Source organism: Streptomyces sp. P3 (genome assembly GCF_003032475.1).
Classification (GTDB): domain Bacteria; phylum Actinomycetota; class Actinomycetes; order Streptomycetales; family Streptomycetaceae; genus Streptomyces.
Genome location: NZ_CP028369.1, coordinates 3,157,807 through 3,180,481 on the forward strand (window position 1 = coordinate 3,157,807; position 22,675 = coordinate 3,180,481).

At 70.2% G+C, this 22,675-nt stretch carries 21 protein-coding genes and 1 tRNA gene; 14 read left to right on the forward strand and 8 right to left on the reverse strand.

Features of this window, described 5'->3' with window-relative positions:
- The first annotated feature begins 5 nt into the window (after positions 1-5).
- Positions 6-956, forward strand: coding sequence for a PLP-dependent cysteine synthase family protein (locus tag C6376_RS14125; protein ID WP_107443741.1), 951 nt, complete (start codon positions 6-8; stop codon positions 954-956).
- A 137-nt stretch (positions 957-1,093) separates the two neighbouring features.
- Here the strand turns inward: C6376_RS14125 and C6376_RS14130 are convergent, their stop codons facing one another.
- Entirely contained in the window at positions 1,094-1,660 is a 567-nt protein-coding gene (locus C6376_RS14130) for a type II toxin-antitoxin system PemK/MazF family toxin (protein WP_107443742.1), read from the reverse strand.
- A gap of 260 nt (positions 1,661-1,920) precedes the next feature.
- Between C6376_RS14130 and C6376_RS14135 the strand changes: the two genes are divergently transcribed.
- Positions 1,921-2,673 carry an MBL fold metallo-hydrolase gene (locus tag C6376_RS14135; protein ID WP_107443743.1) on the forward strand — a complete coding sequence of 251 codons (753 nt, stop codon included), beginning with the start codon at positions 1,921-1,923 and terminating at the stop codon, positions 2,671-2,673.
- A 96-nt stretch (positions 2,674-2,769) separates the two neighbouring features.
- On the opposite strand, the gene C6376_RS14140 is transcribed toward C6376_RS14135, so the two are convergent.
- Positions 2,770-4,077, reverse strand: coding sequence for a PTS transporter subunit EIIC (locus tag C6376_RS14140; RefSeq protein ID WP_107443744.1), 1,308 nt, complete (start codon positions 4,075-4,077; stop codon positions 2,770-2,772).
- A 222-nt stretch (positions 4,078-4,299) separates the two neighbouring features.
- Positions 4,300-5,598, reverse strand: coding sequence for a PTS transporter subunit EIIC (locus C6376_RS14145; protein ID WP_107443745.1), 1,299 nt, complete (start codon positions 5,596-5,598; stop codon positions 4,300-4,302).
- A gap of 179 nt (positions 5,599-5,777) precedes the next feature.
- On the opposite strand from C6376_RS14145, the gene C6376_RS14150 reads away from it, so the two are divergent.
- Positions 5,778-6,011, forward strand: coding sequence for a glucose PTS transporter subunit EIIB (locus C6376_RS14150; RefSeq protein ID WP_107443746.1), 234 nt, complete (start codon positions 5,778-5,780; stop codon positions 6,009-6,011).
- Between the two features lie 35 nt (positions 6,012-6,046).
- On the opposite strand, the gene C6376_RS14155 is transcribed toward C6376_RS14150, so the two are convergent.
- A complete protein-coding gene (locus C6376_RS14155) occupies positions 6,047-7,267 on the reverse strand; it encodes an RNA-guided endonuclease TnpB family protein (RefSeq protein ID WP_107443747.1) in 1,221 nt (406 codons plus the stop codon).
- Positions 7,268-7,630: 363 nt separating this feature from the next.
- Between C6376_RS14155 and rph the strand changes: the two genes are divergently transcribed.
- From rph to rdgB, 3 genes are all read left to right on the forward strand, one after another.
- A complete protein-coding gene (gene rph / locus C6376_RS14160) occupies positions 7,631-8,368 on the forward strand; it encodes a ribonuclease PH (protein WP_107443748.1) in 738 nt (245 codons plus the stop codon).
- A 111-nt stretch (positions 8,369-8,479) separates the two neighbouring features.
- Positions 8,480-8,896 carry a hypothetical protein gene (locus C6376_RS14165; RefSeq protein ID WP_107443749.1) on the forward strand — a complete coding sequence of 139 codons (417 nt, stop codon included), beginning with the start codon at positions 8,480-8,482 and terminating at the stop codon, positions 8,894-8,896.
- 40 nt (positions 8,897-8,936) lie between these two features.
- Positions 8,937-9,539 carry an RdgB/HAM1 family non-canonical purine NTP pyrophosphatase gene (gene rdgB / locus C6376_RS14170; RefSeq protein WP_107443750.1) on the forward strand — a complete coding sequence of 201 codons (603 nt, stop codon included), beginning with the start codon at positions 8,937-8,939 and terminating at the stop codon, positions 9,537-9,539.
- Positions 9,540-9,583: 44 nt separating this feature from the next.
- Here the strand turns inward: rdgB and C6376_RS14175 are convergent.
- Positions 9,584-9,672: transfer RNA gene (locus C6376_RS14175), tRNA-Leu, on the reverse strand.
- A 545-nt stretch (positions 9,673-10,217) separates the two neighbouring features.
- Positions 10,218-10,685, reverse strand: a complete 468-nt coding sequence (gene bcp, locus C6376_RS14185; RefSeq protein ID WP_107443751.1) for a thioredoxin-dependent thiol peroxidase — start codon at positions 10,683-10,685, stop codon at positions 10,218-10,220.
- Positions 10,686-10,779: 94 nt separating this feature from the next.
- On the opposite strand from bcp, the gene C6376_RS14190 reads away from it, so the two are divergent.
- Both C6376_RS14190 and C6376_RS14195 read left to right on the forward strand, forming a co-directional pair.
- Positions 10,780-11,109, forward strand: a complete 330-nt coding sequence (locus C6376_RS14190; protein WP_107448956.1) for a DUF3618 domain-containing protein — start codon at positions 10,780-10,782, stop codon at positions 11,107-11,109.
- A 180-nt stretch (positions 11,110-11,289) separates the two neighbouring features.
- A complete protein-coding gene (locus C6376_RS14195) occupies positions 11,290-11,646 on the forward strand; it encodes a co-chaperone GroES (RefSeq protein ID WP_107443752.1) in 357 nt (118 codons plus the stop codon).
- A gap of 161 nt (positions 11,647-11,807) precedes the next feature.
- On the opposite strand, the gene C6376_RS14200 is transcribed toward C6376_RS14195, so the two are convergent.
- A complete protein-coding gene (locus C6376_RS14200; RefSeq protein WP_107443753.1) occupies positions 11,808-14,243 on the reverse strand; it encodes a transglycosylase domain-containing protein in 2,436 nt (811 codons plus the stop codon).
- A 229-nt stretch (positions 14,244-14,472) separates the two neighbouring features.
- On the opposite strand from C6376_RS14200, the gene C6376_RS14205 reads away from it, so the two are divergent.
- The 4 genes from C6376_RS14205 to C6376_RS14220 are packed head-to-tail and all read left to right on the forward strand — an operon-like array spanning position 14,473 to position 17,979.
- Positions 14,473-15,273 carry an ABC-2 family transporter protein gene (locus C6376_RS14205; RefSeq protein WP_107443754.1) on the forward strand — a complete coding sequence of 267 codons (801 nt, stop codon included), beginning with the start codon at positions 14,473-14,475 and terminating at the stop codon, positions 15,271-15,273.
- Between the two features lie 49 nt (positions 15,274-15,322).
- Positions 15,323-16,087: an ABC transporter permease gene (locus C6376_RS14210; RefSeq protein ID WP_107448957.1), complete on the forward strand. Its 765-nt coding sequence runs from the start codon at positions 15,323-15,325 to the stop codon at positions 16,085-16,087.
- Positions 16,084-17,136 (forward strand): ATP-binding cassette domain-containing protein, encoded by a 1,053-nt coding sequence (locus C6376_RS14215; protein WP_254075937.1) that lies wholly within the window; start codon positions 16,084-16,086, stop codon positions 17,134-17,136. The genes C6376_RS14210 and C6376_RS14215 overlap by 4 nt, the downstream gene beginning before the upstream one ends.
- A 9-nt stretch (positions 17,137-17,145) precedes the next feature.
- Positions 17,146-17,979, forward strand: a complete 834-nt coding sequence (locus C6376_RS14220) for a DUF1707 domain-containing protein (protein WP_107443755.1) — start codon at positions 17,146-17,148, stop codon at positions 17,977-17,979.
- Between the two features lie 210 nt (positions 17,980-18,189).
- Here the strand turns inward: C6376_RS14220 and C6376_RS14225 are convergent, their stop codons facing one another.
- On the reverse strand, positions 18,190-19,545 hold the full coding sequence (locus C6376_RS14225) for an SGNH/GDSL hydrolase family protein (RefSeq protein WP_107448958.1): 1,356 nt from the start codon (positions 19,543-19,545) through the stop codon (positions 18,190-18,192).
- Between the two features lie 215 nt (positions 19,546-19,760).
- On the opposite strand from C6376_RS14225, the gene C6376_RS14230 reads away from it, so the two are divergent.
- Positions 19,761-21,083 (forward strand): DUF445 domain-containing protein, encoded by a 1,323-nt coding sequence (locus C6376_RS14230; RefSeq protein WP_254075938.1) that lies wholly within the window; start codon positions 19,761-19,763, stop codon positions 21,081-21,083.
- A gap of 65 nt (positions 21,084-21,148) precedes the next feature.
- Positions 21,149-22,669: an MFS transporter gene (locus tag C6376_RS14235; RefSeq protein ID WP_107443757.1), complete on the forward strand. Its 1,521-nt coding sequence runs from the start codon at positions 21,149-21,151 to the stop codon at positions 22,667-22,669.
- Positions 22,670-22,675 lie beyond the last annotated feature (6 nt).

Genomic DNA, 22,675 nt, shown 5'->3' on the forward strand with positions numbered 1-22,675 from the left:
ACCCCATGCGTTACGACTCCCCGCTGGCCGCGGTGGGCAACACCCCTCTGGTGCGCCTGCCGCGGCTCTCGCCGTCCGCCGACGTCCGCATCTGGGCGAAGCTCGAGGACCGCAACCCCACCGGCTCCGTCAAGGACCGCCCCGCCCTGCACATGGTCGAACAGGCCGAGAAGGACGGCCGCCTCACCCCCGGCTGCACCATCCTGGAGCCCACCAGCGGCAACACCGGCATCTCCCTCGCCATGGCGGCCAAGCTCAAGGGCTACCGCATCGTCTGCGTGATGCCCGAGAACACCTCGCAGGAACGCCGCGACCTGCTCGCCATGTGGGGAGCCGAGATCATCTCCTCCCCGGCCGCCGGCGGCTCCAACACCGCCGTGCGCGTCGCCAAGGAACTCGCCGCCGAGCATCCCGACTGGGTGATGCTCTACCAGTACGGCAACCCCGACAACGCGGGCGCCCACTACGCCACCACCGGCCCCGAGATCCTCGCCGACCTCCCCTCCATCACCCACTTCGTCGCCGGCCTCGGCACGACGGGCACGCTGATGGGCGTCGGCCGGTTCCTCCGCGAGAACAAGCCGGACGTGAAGATCGTCGCCGCCGAGCCGCGCTACGACGACCTCGTCTACGGCCTGCGTAACCTCGACGAGGGCTTCGTGCCCGAGCTGTACGACGCCTCCGTCCTCACCACCCGCTTCTCCGTCGGCTCGGCCGACGCCGTCACCCGCACCCGGGAACTCCTCCAGCAGGAGGGCATCTTCGCCGGCGTCTCCACCGGCGCCGCCCTGCACGCCGCGATCGGCGTCGGCAACAAGGCGCTGAAGGCGGGGGAGAGCGCCGACATCGCGTTCGTCGTGGCGGACGGCGGCTGGAAGTACCTGTCGACGGGCGTCTACACCGCGGCCACCACGGAGGAGGCGATCGAGACCCTCCAGGGCCAGCTCTGGGCGTAGACCACGGACACCGGTCCGTGGGACGCGGACCCGCGCCGCCCGCGGGCCGCAGGCGCGCAAGGCACGCAAGGGTCCGCCGCGCGCGGCGGACGGAGGGGCCGGGGGCCCCGGGGACACCCGGACCAGGACGGCGGACCTCAGGCGGTCAGATGACGGACCTGGTCCCACAGGGCCGGGTCCACGACCCCCACCCGGCGCCGGAACTCCCGCACCGGGACCTGGCGCAGCTCCTCCGTCTCCAGGAAACTCGGCCGCCCCCGCGCGTCCCCGACCGCGCCCGGCGGCAGCCGGATCACCCCGGGCCGCTCGTCACGGTACTTACTGGTGATCTTCGCGACCGTCACCCGGTTACCGCGCACCGCCAGCACCAGGCACGGCCGGTCCTTGGCCCGCCCGTCCCCCGCCGCCGCACCGCCCGGCGCCGCCCCGGATCCGGGGCCACGGGGCGAGTCCCGCCGGCCCGCCCCCCGCGCTGCCGGCCCGTCCTCGTACGGCACGTTCGCCCACCAGATCTCCGCCGGTTGCGGCCGCCCCGCGCGATTACGCCCCCGCGCCGGCCGTCCCGCCGCCGGACGCTTCGGCCGACCCGGCGGCCGGGTCCCGTCTCCTCGCGGACGCCGCCCGCGACCCCAGCCGTCCACGAGCGCGGCGACCAGCGCCAGCAGTACCACCGCGGCGAGCGCGAGCCACCAGGACGTGTCCATACGACGACGTTACCGGCGGCCCCACCAGCGCGCGACCATCAACGCGCGCCCCGTCCTGCACCCCGCGCGCCCCTGGTCCAGCCGAACCGGTGACAGCACAGGTGAGTTCGCCCACAACGGCCCCTGGCGGAGGAGCGACCCGGGGTTTTGCGCCTTACGCTCGACGAACCGCACGACCCCCGTCGCCCCATGTGACGATCATTCGTTCACGGTCCCTCCCGGACCCTTCCCGGTTACCCGCCAGCGGAGGTTTCTGCTTTATGAAGCTCACCGTCGTCGGCTGCTCGGGGTCGTTCCCCTCCGCGGAATCGGCCTGCTCGAGCTACCTCGTAGAGGCCGACGGCTTCCGGTTGCTTCTCGACATGGGCAACGGCGCCCTGGGCGAGCTGCAGCGCCACTGCGGTCTCTACGACCTCGACGCGATCTTCCTGAGCCATCTGCACGCCGACCACTGCATCGACATGTGCGCGTACTTCGTCGCGCGCTACTACCGGCACGACGGCGGGCGCTGCGACCCCATCCCGGTCTACGGCCCCGAGGGCACCGAGCACCGCCTGACCACCGCCTACGCCGACACCCCCTCGGCCTCCTCCATGAGCGAGGTCTTCGACTTCCACACGGTCAAGCCGTCGACCTTCGACATCGGCCCCTTCACCGTGCACACGGAACGGGTCGCCCACCCGGTGGAGGCCTACGGCATCCGCGTCGAACACGGCGGCAGATCGCTGACGTACTCCGGCGACACCGGCGTCAGCCCCGCACTGCTGGAACTCGCCCGCGACACGGACCTGTTCCTCTGCGAAGCCGCCTTCACCCACGGCAAGGAGGACATCCCCGACCTGCACCTCAACGGCCGCGAGGCCGGCGAGACGGCGAGCCGGGCGGGCGCGCGCAAGCTCGTGCTGACCCACATCCCGCCGTGGACCGACCCCCAGGTCAACCTCGAGGACGCCCGCGCGGTGTTCGACGGCCCGGTGGAACTGGCCGCGCCACGGCAGACGTACGAGATCTGAACCCCCGACACGTCGGACGAAGACCCCCGGAGCGGTTCAGGGCTCCGGGGGTCTTCGCGTGTCGCGCGGGGGAGGGCGCGCGGGCGAGGGTGTCGCCTACGCCTTCGTGAGGTCCTCGACCTCCTCCTCGGGCTCCCGGCCCGGGGTGGGGAGGTTGAACTTGGTGATCGCGAAGCGGAAGACGACGTAGTAGATCGCGCCGAAGACCAGACCCACCGGGATCATCAGCCAGGGCTTGGTGGAGATGCCCCAGTTGATCAGGACGTCGGTGAGGCCGGCCGAGAAGCCGAAGCCCATGTGGATGCCCAGCGCCCAGGTCACCGCCATGGACAGAGCGGTGAGCACGGCGTGGATCGCGTACAGCACCGGCGCGATGAACATGAACGAGAACTCGATCGGCTCGGTCACGCCCGTGATGAAGGAGGTCAGGGCCAGCGACGTCATCATGCCGAGGACGGCCTTGCGGCGCTCCGGGCGGGCGGAGTGCGCGATGGCGAGAGCGGCGGCCGGAAGACCGAACATCATGATCGGGAAGAAGCCGGTCATGAACATACCGGCGGACGGGTCACCGGCGAAGAAGCGAGGCAGGTCACCGTGGAAGACGGTGCCGGCGGAGTTGGTGAAGTCGCCGATCTGGAACCACGCCACGGAGTTCACGAACTGGTGCATGCCGATCGGGATCAGTGCACGGTTGATCAGGCCGAAGAGGGCGGCGCCGAAGGAGCCGAGGCCCGTCATCCACTCGCCGAAGTCGGTGATCACGTCACCGATGGGCTGCCAGCCGAGAACCACCAGAACACCGAGGGCGGTGCCGACGACCGCCGTGATGATCGGCACGAGTCGGCGGCCGTTGAAGAAGCCGAGCCAGTCGACGAGCTGCTTGCGGTGGTACCGCTGCCACAGCACCGCGGTCAGCAGACCGAGGACGATGCCGCCCAGGACGCCCGGGTTCTGGAAGGAGGCGGTTGTCGCGGCCTCGTTGCCCTTCTGCCAGAAGCCGCCGAAGAGACCCGTCGCCGTGTAGGTGGCGCCCTTGTGGCCCTCCTCGATCGGGAATTGGTGGATCACCGCGTAGTAGGTGAGGAAGCTGACCACGGCGGCGAGAGCCGTCGAGCCGTCGGCCTTCTTGGCGAAGCCGATCGCCACGCCTATGCAGAACAGCAGGGGGAGACCGAAGGAGCTGTCGAGCAGGGCACCGCCGGCGCCGGCGAACACCTTCGCGACGTCGGTCGGCAGGTGCAGCTTCTCCTTCACGTCCGGCTGACCCAGCCGCAGCAGCAGACCCGCCGCCGGCAGCACGGCGATGGGCAGCTGCAGGCTGCGGCCGACCTTCTGGAGGCCCTGGAAAAGGCCGGATCCCCGCTTCTTCGCGGGGGCCGCCGTGGGCGCGGTGGCGGTGCTCATAGACTTCCTCCATCGGTGATGGTCTACACCACTCAGTGGTGTAGACCATGTTCTAGCACGATGGTGGCGATATAAGGAACCCGTCAAACACGCAACCGACGAACTACGTCCCGTGCCCGATCTTGGACGTTCCTGCCGTGACGCCCCGCACGCGCGAGGGCCCCCGGAACCGAGTTCCGGGGGCCCTCGCCCAGCACCGCAACCGGCGCCGCGGACCTCCGCTCACGCCTTCGTGACGTCCTCCCGCTCCTCCTCCGGCTCCCGCCCCGGCGTCCTCAGATCGAACCGTGTGATCGCGAACCGGAAGATCACGTAGTAGACGGCCGCGAAACACAGACCGATCGGGACGATCGCCCACGGCCGCGTCGCCAGGTTCCAGTTGATGACGTAGTCGATCAGCCCCGCCGAGAAACTGAACCCGTCATGCACCCCCAACCCCCACGTCACCGCCATCGACACACCCGTCAGCACCGCATGCACCGCAAACAGCAACGGCGCGACGAACAGGAACGAGTACTCGATCGGCTCGGTGATGCCCGTCACGAACGACGTCAACGCCACCGACAGCATCAGCCCGCCGACCTCCTTGCGCCGGCCCGGCCTCGCACAGTGCGTGATCGCGAGCGCCGCCGCGGGCAGCGCGAACATCATGATCGGGAAGAAACCCGAGGTGAACTGCCCCGCGTCCGGATCGCCCGCCAGGAACATGTTGATGTCACCGTGCACCACCGTGCCGTCCGGCTTCGTGAAACTCCCGAACTGGAACCAGATGGGCACGTTCAGGAACTGATGCAGACCGATCACCAGCAACGCCCGGTTCGCCACCCCGAAGATGCCCGCACCCCACGCGTCCAGCCCGTCCAGCCAGTCACTGAAGTTCTCCAGGGCGTCACCGATCGGCGGCCACACCCACAGACACAACGCCGCGAACGCGATCGCGACGAACGCCATGATGATCGGCACCAGCCGCCGCCCGTTGAAGAACCCCAGCCAGTCCACCAGCTTCGTCCGGTGGTACCGCTGCCAGAAGAACGCCGTCAGCAGACCCATCACGATCCCGCCGAACACCCCCGGATTCTGGTACGCGAACGCCCCCACCGTGTTGTCCGTCGCCTGGCACCCGATGTTCGGGATCACCTTCGAACCCGGCGCGCAGTCCTCCGGGAACTGCCGCAACACGTTGTAGTAGACGAGGAATCCCGCCACCGCCGCCAGCGCCGTCGAACCGTCCGACTTCTTCGCCATGCCGATCGCCACACCGATGCAGAACAGCAGCGGAAGCCCGAGGGAACCGTCGAGCAGCGCCGCGCCCGCACCCGCCATCACCTTCGCCACGTCCGTCCAGCCCAGCCCGTCGTCCCCGAACACATCCGGCTGACCGAGCCGGTTGAGGATGCCCGCGGCCGGCAGCACCGCGATCGGCAACTGCAGACTCCGTCCCATCTTCTGCAGACCCTGGAACGCACTCTGCCAGCGCCTGCGCGCAGGACTGACCTCGGACCGGGCGCTCTCGGCACTCATCGTTTGGCGACCGCCTGTCAGGTGGTGTAGACCAACTATGGACGACTGGGGATACTGTGACGCCATCCTTCGGCACACACGCCGCAATCGCTCGCGAAGCTGGGCCGACTGTGGGTTACTGCCACCAGCGGTCCGACACGCAATCACGGCCGGCACCAGGGAATTCAGGGAGACCGAACATGGCCACCAAGGCTGAGAAGATCGTCGCCGGACTCGGCGGGCTCGACAACATCGAAGAGATCGAAGGCTGCATCACCCGCCTGCGCACCGAGGTCAACGACGCCTCACTCGTCGACGAAGCCGCCCTGAAGGCCGCCGGCGCCCACGGCGTCGTCAAGATGGGCACCGCCATCCAGGTCGTCATCGGCACCGACGCCGACCCCATCGCAGCGGAGATCGAAGACATGATTTGAATCCTCCCCTCCCTTGAGGGAAGGGGATTCCTGGCTCAGGCCGCCTCCTGGAGCAGTGCTCCAGGAGGTCTTGCGCCATCGGCACCAGCCGGGTTGAGACCAGCCCGGACGAGCATGACGTGGGCGGAGTTCTTGTCCCGTGGAGACGTGTTTCCGCACGCGGTGCAGGTGTAGGTGCGCTCACCCAGCGGCAGTGCGTGCTTGGCTCTCGCATCGCAGTGCGCGCAGTCCATCGTGGTGTGCGCGGGATGCACGAGGCGGATGTCCCGCCCGTGCTTGCGGCCCATCTCGATCAGCGCGGCCTTGGTGGCGCCGATGGCGGCGTCGGCGGCCTTGCGGGCCATGGTGCTCTTGGCCAGGAACTTCGGACGAAAGTCCTCGACCGCGATGGCGTCGTGGTCGCGGACCACCTTCTTGGCCCACTTACGACCGGTGTCCTCACGCTGCCTGGCGACCTTCTTGTACGCCTTCGCCCGCAGTTCCTTCGCTTCGCGGTAGCCCTTCGATGCGGGCCGGCCCTTCTTCGGTCTACGGCGGGCCATCATCCGGTCGTACCGGGTCAGCTTCGTCTGGGCCTTCCTACCATGCCCGGGATGGGGGAGGTCGTGCGCATCGGATGTGGTGGTCGCCGTCTCCTTCACACCCCAGTCGACGCCGAGTACGCGGCCGGTCTCCGGCAGGGGCCGGACCTGGGCGGGGACGACGAAGGAGCCGTACCAGTGCCCGAGACTGTCCTGGTAGACGCGTACCGAGGACGGCTCGGCGGGCAGTTCCCGCGACCACACCACCGCTAGGACGATGCCGCCCGCCAGGTGAAGACAGCCGTCCTTCAACCGGAAGCCGCGCCGGGTGTAATTGAGGGTCGCCGACGCCTCGTGCTTCTTCTTGTACGCGGGCATACCCGCCCGGCGTGCCATGGGCAGGCGCTCTTCGATGTCCCTGAGCGCCTTGGCGCGGGAGCGGCCGAAGTCGCGGATGACCTGCTGTTGGACAACCGACGAGCCCTCACGCAGCCACGGCGTACGAGCGCGGGCCTGGGTCAGCATCCGGTCGAGTTGGGCGGGGCCGCAGGTGGCCTTCTGGCCGGTGGCCTTGTTGTGCAGGTGTACAGCCCTGGACTTGGCAGCGCATTCGTTCCACACCCAGCGGCAGCGGCCCCACTCCGCCGCCAGAGCGGCGCCGGCAGCGCACGACACGCGCAGCCGGTAGGTGTAGCGGGCACGCCCAGCCTCCACAGCCGCCCTCGCCTGCGCCATCTCGCCCCCTCACGGTCGCCGGCCGGGACACCGTGCCGTCCCGAACCCTCCGAAAGACCATACGTACGACAGCCGCACAAACGCCCCCGATTCCCCAGCGGTCCCCCCGACCGGTGATCGTGGGTACACGCGTTCGTATACCTTGGCGATCGCTACCGCGGTAGGGGCGCTCCGCGCTTGGACCGGATACGGCGACGCTCCACGTCACGACAACCGCATGCGATTCCTCCCCGGCGAGAACGCCGGAGCCTCCTCGCAAGAAACAGGTGAGCCCAGCGCTCACACCCAGCGGCTGACTCCCTGAGGGTGGGGCTCCACCCACCACGGGCGGAGCCCCACCCCGCTACCACTAGGCTCAGCGCCATGTCTCGCATCGACGGCCGCACGCCCGAACAGCTCCGCCCCGTCACCATCGAACGCGGCTGGAGCAAGCACGCCGAAGGCTCCGTTCTCGTCTCCTTCGGCGACACCAAGGTCTTCTGCACCGCCACCGTCACCGAAGGCGTCCCCCGCTGGCGCAAAGGCAGCGGCGAAGGCTGGGTCACCGCCGAATACTCCATGCTCCCCCGCGCCACCAACACCCGCGGCGACCGCGAATCCGTCCGCGGCAAGATCGGCGGCCGCACCCACGAGATCTCCCGCCTCATCGGCCGCTCCCTGCGCGCCGTCATCGACTACAAGGCCCTCGGCGAGAACACCATCGTCCTCGACTGCGACGTCCTCCAGGCCGACGGCGGCACCCGCACCGCCGCCATCACCGGCGCGTACGTCGCACTGGCCGACGCCGTCTCCTGGGCCCAGGGCAGGAAGCTGATCAAGGCCGGCCGCCAGCCCCTCACCGGCACGGTGTCCGCCGTCTCCGTCGGCATCGTCGGCGGCATCCCGCTCCTCGACCTCCGCTACGAGGAGGACGTCCGCGCCGAGACCGACATGAACGTCGTCTGCACCGGCGACGGCCGCTTCGTCGAGGTCCAAGGCACCGCCGAGGCCGAGCCGTTCGCCCGCGACGAACTCAACTCCCTGCTCGATCTCGCCGTTTCCGGCTGCGCCGAACTGACCGCGCTGCAGCGCACGGCACTTGATACCGTCCTCGAAAAGTAAAGAGCACACCAAGAACGGCGGCGGGCGCGGGCAACCGGTCCGCCCGCCGTCGCGTCTAGGCCAGTACACCGACGGGGGCCTCCTGGGCCTGACAAGGGGAGGAACACAGTTATGTCCACGGCCGCGAGCCGACGCCCACTCCGGCGTCGCCGAACCGTCATAGCCGCCACCACGGCGGCCGTCGCCCTCACCCTGGGACTGACGGCCACCGGCTGCGACGCGGTCAACAAGGCCCTCGACTGCGTCCAGACCGCGGACTCGATCGCCGACAGCGTCACCGACCTCCAGCAGGCCGTGGAGAACGCCGCGAACGACCCGACCCAGACGCAGGAGTCGCTGACCTCCATCGAGAACAACCTCGACAAGATAGGCGACAAGACGGACAACGCCGACGTCGACAAGGCCGTCGACGACCTCCGCAAAGCCGTCGCGAACGTCCGCACCGCCGTCAAGAACGGCGACAACACCCCAGACGTCAGCCCCGTCACCGACGCGGCCGGCGAACTGACCAAGGTCTGCACCCCCTAGCGGCCGCGGCACCGGCCCGGGCGGCCGGGATACTGGGCGCATGACCCGCCTGATCCTCGCCACCCGCAATGCCGGAAAGATCACCGAACTCAGGACGATCCTCGCCGACGCAGGCCTGCCCCACGACCTCGTCGGCGCGGACGCCTACCCCGACATCCCCGACGTCAGGGAAACCGGCGTCACCTTCGCCGAGAACGCGCTCCTCAAGGCCCACGCCCTCGCCCGGGCCACCGGCCACCCGGCCGTCGCCGACGACTCCGGCCTCTGCGTGGACGTCCTGAACGGCGCCCCCGGCATCTTCTCCGCCCGCTGGTCCGGCACACACGGCGACGACAAGGCCAACCTCGACCTCCTCCTCGCCCAGCTGTCCGACATCGCCGACGAACACCGCGGCGCCCACTTCGCCTGCGCGGCGGCCCTGGCCCTCCCGGACGGCACGGAACGCGTCGTCGAGGGCCGGCTGACGGGCGTCCTGCGCCACGCGCCCACGGGCACGAACGGCTTCGGCTACGACCCGATCCTCCAGCCCGACGGCGAGACGCGCACCTGCGCGGAACTGACGGCGCGGGAGAAGAACGCGATCAGCCACCGAGGCAAGGCCTTCCGGGGCCTGGTACCGGTGGTGCGGGAGCTGCTGGGCTGAGCGAGGAGAAGGGGCCGCCTGGTGTGGCGGCCCCTTCCGAGGTGTGCGGCCGGTGGGACTCGAACCCACACGGGTATGATTAACCCACTGGGACCTAAACCCAGCATGTCTGACCAAATTCCATCACGGCCGCTCAAAAACGGTCATCGTGCTCGACCGATGGCCCCCAGTGTACGGGCGTCGCAGCTCACCCGGCGAGTGGCACTCCAGCTTTGCGGCGGCACCACGTAGGCGTCAAGGCGTGGCAATTGGGGCACAGATACCGCAGGTTCTCCTCGCGATTGTCCCGCCAGTCGCCGTTGACGTGGTCGATCTGCAGGGTGATCGGGATTTGCGCCATGGGCTGCGCTTGACGAAGTGGCTTGTGCCGAGCCCGTGACGTGTGACGTGTTCTTGCAGCACCCTGCATTGGCCGCCGCTCGACTTGAGGCCGAGTCGTCGCATGAGGTCGGCCCAGCAGCGAGCCTCGGCGACTTCCCGCGCGAGCCGCTCCCTGCTGTAACGGCCCGCCCTCTCTGCCGAGTTCCGCACGCCCATCCGAATCCCCTCCGTCTGCCGACCGCCCGTTCGTGGTCTCGTGCGGAGTAACGAACCGGTTATCGGACAGTCACGCACGGAACGTGAAGCGGCCCGCGTCAGGTGTTCGACGCGGGCCGCTCGGGTGTCGGGGAGGGGGTGTCAGATGCCCAGGTCTTTGATGATCTTGGCGACGTGGCCGGTGGCGCGGACGTTGTAGAGGGCGTGTTCGACCTTGCCCTCCTCGTCCACCACGATCGTGGAGCGGATGACGCCCATGTACGTCTTGCCGTAGTTCTTCTTCTCGCCGAACGCGCCGTACGCGTCGAGGGCGGTCTTCTCGGGGTCGGCCAGGAGGGTGACCTTCAGGGACTCCTTCTCGCGGAACCTGCCCAGCTTCTCGGGGCTGTCCGGGGAGATGCCGAGGACGTCGTAGCCCGCGGCGGTCAGGAGGTCGAGGTTGTCGGTGAAGTCGCAGGCCTGCTTCGTGCAGCCGGGGGTCAGGGCGGCCGGGTAGAAGTAGACGATGACCTTGCGGCCCTTGTGGTCCGACAGGGACACCTGGTTGCCGTCGGCGTCGGAGAGGGTGAAGGCGGGGGCCACGTCCCCGGGCTGCAGTCGCTCGCTCATCGGTCCAGCGTAACCGGGGGTCCCGGCGGTGCGGGCGAGGGTGGAGCTGACAGACTGTCCGGAACAGGACCCAGCCGACTTCGGAGGACTCACCGTGGCGGAGACGTCGGACACCAGAACCCCGGCGCAGATCGAGGCGGACATCAGGGCCCGTCGCGAGGTGCTGGCGGAGACGCTGGACGAGATCGGGGTGCGGGTGCACCCGAAGACCATCGTCGGGGACGCCAAGGCAAGGGTCGTCGCCAACGTCGATCACACCCTGGGCCGGGCTTACGTCCAGGTGAACCGGGTGGTGAGTGAGGTGAGGGCGCAGTTCGTGGACGAGGAGGGCGCGCCGCGACTGGAGCGGGTGGTGCCGGTGGCGCTGCTGGTCGTCGGGGTCGTGGGGCTGCTGGCGTTCGGTCCGCGTCGCCGCAGGGGCTGATCCGCGACGGCGACGGCGACGGTGACGGCGATGGTGACAGCGGTGGCGGTGACCGCCGTGGCTGGCGAACCCGCCCCCGCCCCGTGACACGGCCCGCGCCCGGCTCGGCGCGTACGACTGGGCGCGTCCGCGTACCCCCGCTCGCTCACGGATGCGCCGAGGGCAGGTAGGTTCAGTGGTGTGAGCGCCAAGAGAGACGACCTCGATCCGCAGCACGACAAGCTGCCCATCCGGATGCTGCACGACCGTGTGCTCGTGCGGCAGGAGGCCGGTGAGGGTGAGCGGCGTTCGGGTGGCGGGATCCTGATTCCCGCCACCGCGGCCGTCGGTCGCCGGCTGGCGTGGGCGCAGGTGGTCGCGGTGGGGCAGAACGTGCGGACGGTGGAGCCGGGTGACCGTGTGCTGTACGACCCGGAGGACCGTGCGGAGGTGGAGGTGCGGGGCGTGGCGTATGTGCTGATGCGGGAGCGCGATCTGCACGCCGTGGCCGCGGACCGGTTCGAGGGGTCGGAGGACTCCACGGGGCTGTACCTCTGATCGCAGGGTGAAGAAGGGCCGGTGACTGTCGTCACCGGCCCTTCTTGCTGTGGCTCTGCTGTTTCGAAGGAGCCGGACGAGACGCGCCGTGCCGGGGGTCGGCGGCCGCCGAGGTGCGCGGCCGCCGGGGCTCCGGGCCGGCGGGGTGCCCGGGCCGGGCGTCATTCCCGGCGGGTGGGTGTGAGTTGGGGGCCGACGGTCGTGCCGGCCGAGTTGCCGGCGTCGCTGCCCCCGCCGCCGTCGGCGGTGCCGGTCGACGTGCCGCCGCCGTCGGTGGTGCCGGAGTTGGCGCCGCTGGTCGTCCCGTTGGTCGCCGATCCGCCGTTCGTGGTGCCGGTGGAGGTGCCGCCGTCGGCGGTGTTGCCGCCGGTGGCGCCGGTGCTGGTGTCCCCGGTCGTGTCGCCGCCGGTCGTGGTGCCGCCGCCGGTCTGCCCCTGGCTCTGCCCCTGGGTCTGGCCCTGCGTCTGGCCCTTGGTGCCGGCGCTCGGCGTGCTGTCGCCGGTGTCGTCGTCGGAGGGCTCGTCCGGGTCGTCGGCCGGGTCGGAGGGGGCGGCGGAGTCGCCGCCGCCTTCCTGGAGGGTGAGGTCGAAGTCCTTGGCGGGGCTGCCCTTGAGGGCTTCCTCGGTGAACTGGGCCCAGATCTGGGTGGGGGCGTCGCCGCCGTTGATGCGGGGCAGGCCGAGGGCGCCCTTGAGGGACTTGTGGTGTGCGGTGACCGGGTCCTGGCCCATGACGGCGACGACGGTGGCGAGGTCGGGGGTGTAGCCGGCGAACCAGGCGGCCTGGTCCTCTTCGGCGGTGCCGGTCTTGCCGGCGGCGGGGCGGTCTGCGGCCTGGGCCTTCCTGGCGGTGCCGTTCTGGACGACGCTGCGCAGGACGGAGGTGGTGGTGTCGGCGGCTTCACGGCTGATGACCTGGGAGGCCTTGTACGCGGGCAGTTCCACGACGTCGGAGCCGTCCTTGGTGACCTTGCTGATCATTGTGTACATGCCGTGCTTGCCGTGGTTGGCGAGGGTGGCGTAGGCCTTCGCCATGTCCAGGACGCTGGCGTTGGCGGTGCCGAGCGCGATGGAGGGGTAGGGCTGCAGTTCGGGGGTGTCGGTGGGCAGTCCGAGGGCGATGGCGGTCTGCTTGACCTTGGCGGGGCCGACGTCGACGGCCATCTGTGCGTACACCGAGTTGACGGACTTGTCGGTGGCGGTGCGCACGTTGATGTCGCCGTAGTTGACGTAGTCCTCGTTCTCGGGGTCGTAGACGGGTCCCGACCAGCCCTGGACGGGGCGTTTGTTGGTGCCGTCGTAGATCGTGTTGGGCGTGATCCTGCGGTTGTCCTGGGTGGTGGAGTCGTTCTGGACGGCGGAGGTGAAGACGAACGGCTTGAAGGTGGAGCCGACCTGGAAGTCCTGCCGGGTGGCGTTGTTGGTGTACTGCTTGACGTAGTCGACGCCGCCGTACAGGGCGAGGATCTTGCCGGTCTTGGGCTCGACGGCGGCTCCGCCGGCGCGGACGTAGGTGTCGACCTTGCGGTTCTTCTTGTCGAGCTTCTTCAGCAACTGGTCGTTGACGGCGTCGACGAAGGCGTTCTGTTTCTTCTTGTCCAGGGTGGTGGTGATGCGGTAGCCGCCGGCGTCGAGTTCCGCCTGGGTGACGATCTTGTTGTCGCGCAGGTAGTCCTTGATGGCGTTGACGAGGTAGCCGCGCTGTCCGGACATGCCGTTGTCGGCGCCGGAGGTCTCCTTGGGGCCCGGGAACTTCATGCCGGTGCGCTGCGACGCGGTGAGCCACCCCTTGGTGACCATGCCGTCGAGGACGTAGTTCCAGCGGGCCTCGGCGGCCTTGCGGTTCTCGGGGTGGGCGATGACGTCGTATTCGCTGGGCGCGTTGACGAGGGCGGCGAGGTAGGCGCCCTGGGCGGGGGTGAGCCTGAGGGCGTCGATGCCGTAGTAGGCCTTGGCGGCGGCCTGGATGCCGTAGGCGTTGCGGCCGAAGTAGCTGGTGTTGAGGTAGCCCTCGAGGATCTCGTCCTTGGACTTCTCGCGGTCGAGCTTGATCGCGATGAAGAACTCCTTCACCTTGCGTGTGGCGGTCTGTTCCTGCGCGAGGTAGTAGTTCTTCACGTACTGCTGGGTGATCGTGGAGCCGGACTGCTTGCCCTTGCCGGTGGCGGTGTTCCAGCCGGCCCGCAGCATCGCCTTGGGGTCGATGGCGGACTCGGTGTAGAAGTCGCGGTCCTCGGCGGCGAGGACGGCGTGCTGGGCGTCCTTGGAGATCTGTGCGAGGTCGACGTTCTCGCGGTTGACCTTGCCGTCGCGGGCGATCTCGGTGCCGTCGGCGTAGAGGTAGACGTTGGACTGCTTGGTGGCGAGGGCGTTGGCCGGCGGGATCTTGACCATGGAGTAGCCGAGGAAGAACAGGCCGGCGAGGAGCAGGACGCCGAGGACGAACGTGCTGAGCACCATCCGCCAGGTGGGCAGCAGGCGGCGCCAGCCGGTGCGCTTGGGTCGCTTCACCTTCTTGCTGCTCCCTCCGTCACCCGCCTCGGGCTCTCCGGGGGCGGTGCCCTCGGTCGGCTGTTGCGGCTGCGGCTCGTCGCTCATGTGTTGCCGGACTCCTGTTTCGCGTCGTACGTGCCCGTACGCCTCGTACGCCTCGTTATTTCTCTGCGCCCCCTGTTGAAGACTCTCGCACCGGGCGTTCCGTTCCCGACAATCCACGCGTGTTGTGCCGGAAAACGCGTGGCACGCGGCGGGGGCGGCGCACTAGGCTCCTGCGCTTCGGTGTCGCAGGGGGCACCCAGGTGACTGATGGGCGAGGAGGAGGGTTGCCTTGGGATCGGCGCGGTTGTACGCGGCCGTCGCGGCGGGGGGCTTCAGAAGGTACGCGACGTATCGGGTGGCGACGGCGGCGGGGGTGTTCACGAACACTGTTTTCGGCCTGATCCTCGTCTACACATATCTGGCGTTGTGGGACGAGCGGCCGCATCTGGGGGGTTACGACCAGGCGCAGGCGGTGACGTATGTGTGGCTGGGGCAGGCGTTGTTCGCGACGCTGGCGATCCAGGGCGGCGGTTTCGAGACGGATCTGATCGAGCGCATCCGCACGGGTGAGGTGGCGGTCGATCTGTACCGGCCGGCCGATCTTCAGGCGTGGTGGCTGGCGACGGATCTGGGGCGGGCGTTCTTCCAGTTGCTGGGCCGGGGGGTGGTTCCGTTCGTGTTCGGGGCGTGGTTCTTCCCGACGGCGCTGCCGGACGAGGCGGGGGTGTGGCTGGCGTTCCTGGTGACGGTGGTTCTGGCGATGGTGGTGAGTTACGCGATCCGGTTCCTGGTGGCGTTGAGCGGGTTCTGGCTGCTGGACGGCACGGGAGTGTTGCAGGTGCTGATGGTCACGGGGGTGTTCTGTTCGGGGATGACGTTGCCGTTGAACGCTTTTCCGCGGCCGTTGGGGGACATCGTGATGCTGCTGCCGTGGTCGGCGTTGTTGCAGACCCCGGCGGACGTGCTGATGGGGCGGGTGGACGTGTGGTCGGCGTTCGCGTTCCAGGCGGGGTGGGCGGTGGTGCTGCTGGCGGTGGGCCGGCTGGTGCAGGGGGCGGCGACGCGGCGGGTGGTGGTGCAGGGTGGGTGAGGGAGGCCGGCTGGTGGAGGGGTTGCGGGCGTACCGGTTGATCGCCGGGATGTGGATTCGTTCGACGTTGACGTACCGGGTGTCGTTCGCGATGACGGTGCTGGGCGGTCTGCTGGTGACGGGGCTGGACTTTGTCGCGATCTTGTTGATGTTCTCGCAGGTGGACGTGTTGGGCGGTTACACGTTGCCGGAGATCGCGCTGTTGTACGGGTTGTCGGCGACGTCGTTCGGGGCGGCGGATCTGGCGATCGGTTCGGCGGGGCGGCTGGGTACGCGGGTGCGGGACGGGACGCTGGACATGTTGCTGGTGCGGCCGGCGCCGGTGCTGGCGCAGGTGGCGGCGGACCGGTTCGCGTTGCGCCGGGTGGCGCGGATCACTCAGGGCGACTTGATCCTGGGGTGGGCGCTGGTGTCGCTGGACGTGGCGTGGACGCCGGTGAAGGTGCTGCTGGTGCCGGTGATGCTGGTGTGCGGCGGGGTCATCTTCTCGGCGGTGTTCGTGGCGGGTGCGGCGTTCCAGTTCGTGGCGCAGGACGCGGCGGAGGTGCAGGCGGCGTTCACGTTCGGCGGGCAGACGCTGTTGCAGTACCCGCCGACGGTGTTCGGCCGGGAGTTGCTGCGTTCGGTGACGTTCGTGCTGCCGTTGGCGTTCGTCAACTGGGTGCCGGCGGCCTATGTGCTGGGGCGGCCGTATCCGTTGGGGTTGCCGGGGTGGGCGGCGTTCGCTTCGCCGTTGGCGGCGCTGTTGTGCTGCGCGGCGGCGGGGCTGGCGTGGCGGGTGGGTCTCAGGTCGTATCGGAGTACGGGGAGTTGAGTGTGACCGAGGACGTGTTCATCGAGGTGGACCGGGTCGAGAAGGTCTTCGACGTGCGCAGGAGGACGGGGTTCCTCAGGCGTGAGCTGCGGCAGGTGCGGGCGGTCGACGGGCTGTCGTTCTCGGTGGCTCGGGGGGAGATGGTCGGCTACATCGGGCCGAACGGTGCGGGTAAGTCGACGACGATCAAGATGCTGACGGGCATCCTGACGCCGAGCGGTGGGCGGCTGCGGGTGGCGGGGATCGATCCGTCGCGGGAGCGGACGCGGCTGGCGCACCGGATAGGGGTGGTGTTCGGGCAGCGGACGACGCTGTGGTGGGATCTGCCGCTGATCGACTCGTACCGGCTGATGCACCGCATGTATCGCATCCCGGACGGGCGTTACCGGGAGAATCTCGACCGGCTGGTGGAACTGCTGGATCTGTCGGCCCTGTTGGAGGTGCCGGTGCGTCAGCTGTCGCTGGGGCAGCGGATGCGCGGTGACATCGCGGCGGCGTTGCTGCACGATCCCGAGGTGCTGTATCTCGACGAGCCGACGATCGGTCTGGACGTGGTGTCGAAGGCGCGGGTGCGGGAGTTCCTGCGTGAGCTGAACACCGAGCGGGGGACGACGGTGCTGCTGACCACCCATGATCTGCAGGACATCGAGCAGTTGTGTTCGCGGGTCATGGTCATCGACCACGGGCGTCTGGTGTACGACGGCGCGCTCGCGGGGCTGCACGAGGTGGGTGAGAGCGAGCGCACGCTGGTGGTGGATCTGGAGCGGGAGTCGCCGCCGATCGATGCGGGGGACGCGGCGCGGGTGGTGAGGGTGGAGGGTCCCCGTCAGTGGCTGGCGTTTCCGGCGTCGGGGTCGGCGGCGGCGCTGGTCGCGCGGATCGCGGCGGAGTATCCGCTGGTGGACCTGTCGGTGCGGGAGCCGGACATCGAGGCGGTGATCGCCAGGATGCTGTACGGGGCGGGGTCCGGGGAAGGGGCGGGTGCGGGGGACGGCGGCGGGTCCGCGGGGGAGCGGGAGACCGTAGTGCCGGGGGCCGGGAACTCGTAGGCTGCCGGTATGACCGACGACGCAGTCCCGGACCGTTCGGACCTCCGTGCCTCCGACGCCGATCGTGAGCGGGTCGCCGAGGTGTTGCGCGACGCGGTCGCCGAGGGCCGGCTGGACATGGTGGAGTTCGAGGAGCGGCTCGAGCAGACCTACGCGGCGCGCACGTACCGGGAGTTGGCGCCGGTCACCCGTGATCTGCCGGTGCCCGGGGTGGCTGCGCCGCCTGTGGTGTCCCTGCACAAGGAGCCGTCCGAGGACGGGAGTTGGGCCGGGCGGATCGTGGGCGGCGAGGGTTCGTCGGCGTGGGCGGTGGCGGTGATGTCGGGCTTCCAGCGCAAGGGCCGCTGGACGGTGCCGCGGCGGTTCACCTGCGTCGCCTTCTGGGGCGGCGGGGAGATCGATCTGCGGGAGGCGGACTTCTCGGCCGGGGAGGTCGAGATCAACTGTTTCGCCGTCATGGGCGGGGTGCAGATCACGGTGCCGCCGGGGGTGGAGGTCGTCGTGCGCGGCATCGGTGTGATGGGCGGTTTCGACCAGCGGGAAAGCGGGGTGGCGGGCGAGCCGGGGGCGCCGCGTGTGGTGGTGACCGGGTTCGCTTTCTGGGGCGGGGTCGGTGTGGAGCGCAAGAAGACGCGGGCCGCCCGGCGGCAGGAGAAGCTGGACCGCAAGGCGGCGCGGCGCGAGCTGCAGGCCTCGTCCCGCGACGAAGCGCAGGAGGCGCACCGGCGGATGCTGGACGGCCACAAGGACCTGCTGCGGGGACACGGGCTCGGGCTCGGGCAGGGTGTCGGGGAGGAGCGCGGGCGCCGGGAGGAGCGGCGGGAGCGCCGCCGCGAGGAGTAGCGCGAGGAGTGGGCGGGTCCACGCGCCGACGGCGCGGGTCGCCGGGGCTGCCGGTGCCGGTGGCCGCTGGTCGTCGTGGGTGCGGGTGGCGGTGGCAGGCGGCCGCCCGGGCGGTCTGTGGCCGTGGCGGCGGGTCTTCGTGGCGGGCGGTCGTCGTCGCGGCAGGAGGGGCGCGGTGAGCGCGGTGCGCCGGCTGGGCGCCGGTGGTCGTCAGAGGCGGGCCCGGGCGGCCGGCCCGGTGAGGTCGCTCAGGTCGACGGTCTGCGCCATCTCCCGGTAGCCGAGGTCGCTGGGGTGCAGATGGTCCCCGGAGTCGTACTCGGAGCGCAGGCTGCGCGGGTCGTAGGGGTCGCGCAGCGCCCTGTCGAAGTCGACGACCTCGTCGAACAGGCCGCCCGCGCGGATCGCCGCGTTGACCTGCTGCCGGACGCGCTCGCGGGCGTCGGTGTAGCCGCGGTGGCCGCGGAACGGCATGAGGGTGGCGCCGACGACCCGGACGCCGCGCGCGTGGGCGCGGTCGACGAGGGTGCGCAGGCCGGCCACGATCGCCTGCGGGCCGGAGGGGTTCGGGTCGCGCAGGATGTCGTTGATGCCGAGGTCGACGACGACGGCCTTCACGTTCGTGCGGTCGAGGACGTCCCGGTCGAAGCGGTGCAGGCCGCTGGCGCCGCGCAGCGGGTCGTCGACGAGGACCCGGTTGCCGCTGATGCCGGCGTTGACGACGCCGTAGCGGGGGATGTCGCCGGCGGTGGACGCGCCGGTGGTGAGCGCGGTGCGCAGCCGGCCGGCGAGGACGTCGGGCCAGCGGCGGTTCTCGCCGGCGGTGGAGGTGACGCCGTCGGTGATGGAGTCGCCGAAGGCGACGAGCGTGCCGTCGGCCTCGTTGCCGAGCACGTCCAGCGCGGTCAGGTAGCGCCAGTAGACGCTGGTGCCGGTGAACGCGGCGCCGGTGACGTCCTCGGTGGACTCGCCGTCGGCGACGTAGCTGGTCTGCCGGGCGCGCGGGTGGTAGGTGACCGGGCCGGCGGAGGTGGGGGAGTAGGTGCTGATCAGGATGTCGGCGTCATGCGGGACGACGACGGCGACGGCGTCGCTGACGGCCTGTTCGCCGGCCGGGACGACGACGGTGGTGGTTCCGCCGAAGGTGAGCCGGCGCAGGGTCGCGGGATCGGCGGCCGCGCTGTCGTCGGCGGCGGCGACGGCGAGCGTGGCGTGGGTGACGGTCAGCGGTCCGCTGCCGCAGAGGTTGGAGAGGGTGATCCGCGCGCTGGTGCCGCCGGCACCGGTGTGCACGACGTTGCGGACGGTGCGGCCGGCCATGCCGTCGGTCTCGGTGCCCGGTTCCCCGCCGGCCGGGGCGGCGCCCCAGGCCCCGACCCACACGCCGGTCGAGACGGGAGCCGCGTTGCCCGGGCCGGGGCCCGCGGCGACCGTGTTCCCGCCGGGGAGACGCCCGGAGTCGGCGCCGTCGCCGGAGGCGACGCCGGCGTAGATGGCGGCGGACAGGCCCACGACGAGGGCGACGATCGCGGCCAGCAGGGCATAACCATGATGCTTGGCGGTCATGCGGGTGTGGTTCTCCTCGTGAGGGGAGCGGTGCTGCTCCGGATGATGCGTGCGTGCACCGACGGGGCACGTGTTCATGCAGGAGTTCACCGTTGAGCTCCCCCGTCTGACAGACGACGGGAACTCTTGTTCCGTTCCAGGAGTCGGTCAGGCAGGGACCATTATCAGCGTGCGGGACGCCGGCGGTGCACGGCCGATCGGAACGGGTGGAGCGGATGGATCGTACGGAGGAACCGGCGGGCGCCGGGGCGGCCCGTGCCGGGGCGGCGCGCGCGATGACGGTGTTCAGCGCCGCCGACGAGGAGAAGCGGCGCGGAGTGCGCCGGATGAAGCTCACCGCGGCGGGGCTGCTGCTGTTCGTGGCCGTGGTGTACGTCCTCGCCGAGTGGGCCACGCACCGGGGCGCGGGTCCGTGGGCGTCCTATGTGGCGGCGGCGGCGGAGGCGGGCATGGTCGGTGCGCTCGCCGACTGGTTCGCGGTGACCGCGCTGTTCCGTCACCCGCTCGGCCTGCCGATCCCGCACACGGCGATCATCCCGAACAAGAAGGACCAGCTGGGCGTCTCGTTGGGTGAGTTCGTCGGGGAGAACTTCCTCTCCGAGGACGTGGTGCGGCAGCGGCTGCGGTCGGTGGGCATCGGCACCCGGCTGGGTTCCTGGCTGGCCGAGCCGGAGCACGCGGACCGGGTGACGGCGGAGCTGGCGACGGCCCTGCGCGGCGCGCTGACGGTGCTGCGCGACGCGGACGTCCAGGCGGTGGTGGGCGAGGCGATCACCCGGCGCGCCGACGCGCAGGAGATCGCGCCGGGCATGGGGAAGCTGCTGGAGCGGATCGTCGGGGACGGCGGCCACCGGCGGGCCGTGGATCTGGTGGTGTCCAGGGCGCACGACTGGCTGGAGCTGCACGCCGACTCGGTGATGGACGCGGTGCAGGGCGGCGCGCCCGGCTGGACGCCCCGGTTCGTCGACAAGCGCATCGGTGAACGCGTCTACAAGGAGCTGCTGCGGTTCTGCGCGGAGATGCGGGACATGCCCTCCCACCCGGCTCGGGGCGCCCTCGACCGCTTCCTCCGGGACTTCGCCACCGACCTGCAGTCCGACACGGACACGCGTGCGCGGGTGGAGCGGCTCAAGGGCGAGGTGCTGGGCCGGGGCGAGGTGCAGGATCTGATCGCGTCCGTCTGGACGGCCGTCCGCTCCATGATCGTGGCGGCCGCGGAGGACGAGCGCAGCGAGCTGCGGCTGCGGGTGCGGGCCTCGCTGCTGTCGCTGGGGGCGCGGATGGCCACCGAGCCCAAGGTGCAGGAGAAGGTCGACAGCTGGGTGGAGGGCGCGGCCGTGCATGTCGTGACGACGTACCGCAAGGAGATCACCTTGCTGATCACCGACACCGTGGCGGGCTGGGACGCGGAGCACACGACGCGCAAGATCGAGGCGAACATCGGCCGTGACCTGCAGTTCATCCGGATCAACGGCACGGTGGTGGGTTCGCTGGCCGGGCTGCTGATCTACACCGTGGCGCGCTCGCTCGGGGCGTAAAGGCGTCGGCGGCGGGAACCCGACCGGCGTTCCGCTCGATGAGGAGCGTGCCGAGGAGGGAGCCCATGACCAGCGCAGAAGCCGCGGTGCCGGCCGAGAGAGACCGCACGATCACCACCGACATCCCCGCCCGCCTCGACCGGTTGCCGTGGTCGCGCTGGCACTGGACCATCGTCTTCGGCCTCGGCACGGTGTGGATCCTGGACGGCCTGGAGGTGACGGTCGTCGGGAACATCGCCGCCCGGCTGTCCGAGCCGGGCAGCGGTCTGCCCATCACCTCCGGTCAGGTCACCGGCATCGCGGCGGCGCTGTACGTGGCGGGCGCCTGTGCCGGTGCCCTGTTCTGGGGCCGGCTGACCGACAAGTGGGGCCGCAAGAAGCTGTTCATGATCACCCTGGCGGTGTATCTGGCGGCCACCGCCCTGACCGCGATCTCCTTCGACACCTGGTGGTTCCTGCTGTTCCGGTTCCTCACCGGTTTCGGCATCGGCGGTGAGTACGCGGCCATCAACTCGGCGATCGACGAGCTGATCCCGGCGCAGTACCGGGGCCGCGTCGACCTGATCATCAACGGCAGCTTCTGGCTGGGCGCGGTCGGCGGTTCGCTGCTGTCGATCGTCGCGCTGAACACGGACGTCTTCGCGGCGGACGTGGGCTGGCGGCTGACGTTCGCGCTGGGCGCCGTCCTCGCCCTGGTGATCCTGCTCGTACGGCGGCACGTCCCGGAGAGTCCGCGCTGGCTGCTGATCCACGGCCGGGACCGGGAGGCCGAGGAGATCGTCGGTTCGATCGAGCGGAAGATCGAGTCGGACAGGGGCGAGCGGCTGCCGCGGGCGGAGGGCGAGCTCACCATCCACCAGCGGCGCAGCGTGTCCTTCGTGGAGATCGCCCGCACGGTGTTCTCCGACTACCGGCGCCGCTCGATCCTCGGCTTCTCCCTCTTCATCGGGCAGGCGTTCCTCTACAACGCGATCACCTTCGGCTTCGGCGCGATCCTCACCAGGTTCTTCGACGTGCCGAGCGGCAACACCGGCTACTACTTCGCCGTCATCGCGATCGGCAACTTCTGCGGCCCGCTGCTGCTGGGCAAGCTGTTCGACACGGTCGGCCGGCGGGTGATGATCTCCTCGACGTATCTGCTGTCCGGTGTGCTGCTCTTCGGCACGGCCTGGCTGTTCGACCAGGGCTCGCTCAACGCGACGACGATGACGGCCTGCTGGTGCGCGGTGCTGTTCTTCGCGTCGGCGGGCGCGTCGAGCGCCTATCTGACGGTGTCCGAGGTCTTCCCGATGGAGACCCGCGCGATGTCCATCGCCTTCTTCTACGCCCTCGGCACCGCTGCCGGCGGCATCAGCGGCCCCCTGCTGTTCGCCAAGCTCACCGACACGGGCAAGGTCGCCGACACGGTCCTCGCCTTCTCCATCGGCGCGACCCTGATGTGCCTGGCGGGCCTGGTCGCGGCGTTCCTCGCGGTCAAGGCCGAGCGACGCTCCCTGGAGGACATCGCCAAGCCCCTGACTGCGGCGGCGACGAAGGCCCGCGAGGCGGCGCAGCCGGCCGACGGCACGCGCAGGGCGACGGCCTGAGCCGCG

Coding starts and splice junctions, on each gene's coding strand:
- C6376_RS14125 (WP_107443741.1), top strand. CDS start 6: ATGCGTTACGACTCCCCGCTGGCCGCGGTGGGCAACACCCCTCTGGTG.
- C6376_RS14130 (WP_107443742.1), bottom strand. CDS start 1,660: ATGGACACGTCCTGGTGGCTCGCGCTCGCCGCGGTGGTACTGCTGGCG.
- C6376_RS14135 (WP_107443743.1), top strand. CDS start 1,921: ATGAAGCTCACCGTCGTCGGCTGCTCGGGGTCGTTCCCCTCCGCGGAA.
- C6376_RS14140 (WP_107443744.1), bottom strand. CDS start 4,077: ATGAGCACCGCCACCGCGCCCACGGCGGCCCCCGCGAAGAAGCGGGGA.
- C6376_RS14145 (WP_107443745.1), bottom strand. CDS start 5,598: ATGAGTGCCGAGAGCGCCCGGTCCGAGGTCAGTCCTGCGCGCAGGCGC.
- C6376_RS14150 (WP_107443746.1), top strand. CDS start 5,778: ATGGCCACCAAGGCTGAGAAGATCGTCGCCGGACTCGGCGGGCTCGAC.
- C6376_RS14155 (WP_107443747.1), bottom strand. CDS start 7,267: ATGGCGCAGGCGAGGGCGGCTGTGGAGGCTGGGCGTGCCCGCTACACC.
- rph (WP_107443748.1), top strand. CDS start 7,631: ATGTCTCGCATCGACGGCCGCACGCCCGAACAGCTCCGCCCCGTCACC.
- C6376_RS14165 (WP_107443749.1), top strand. CDS start 8,480: ATGTCCACGGCCGCGAGCCGACGCCCACTCCGGCGTCGCCGAACCGTC.
- rdgB (WP_107443750.1), top strand. CDS start 8,937: ATGACCCGCCTGATCCTCGCCACCCGCAATGCCGGAAAGATCACCGAA.
- bcp (WP_107443751.1), bottom strand. CDS start 10,685: ATGAGCGAGCGACTGCAGCCCGGGGACGTGGCCCCCGCCTTCACCCTC.
- C6376_RS14200 (WP_107443753.1), bottom strand. CDS start 14,243: ATGAGCGACGAGCCGCAGCCGCAACAGCCGACCGAGGGCACCGCCCCC.
- C6376_RS14210 (WP_107448957.1), top strand. CDS start 15,323: ATGTGGATTCGTTCGACGTTGACGTACCGGGTGTCGTTCGCGATGACG.
- C6376_RS14220 (WP_107443755.1), top strand. CDS start 17,146: ATGACCGACGACGCAGTCCCGGACCGTTCGGACCTCCGTGCCTCCGAC.
- C6376_RS14225 (WP_107448958.1), bottom strand. CDS start 19,545: ATGACCGCCAAGCATCATGGTTATGCCCTGCTGGCCGCGATCGTCGCC.
- C6376_RS14230 (WP_254075938.1), top strand. CDS start 19,761: ATGGATCGTACGGAGGAACCGGCGGGCGCCGGGGCGGCCCGTGCCGGG.
- C6376_RS14235 (WP_107443757.1), top strand. CDS start 21,149: ATGACCAGCGCAGAAGCCGCGGTGCCGGCCGAGAGAGACCGCACGATC.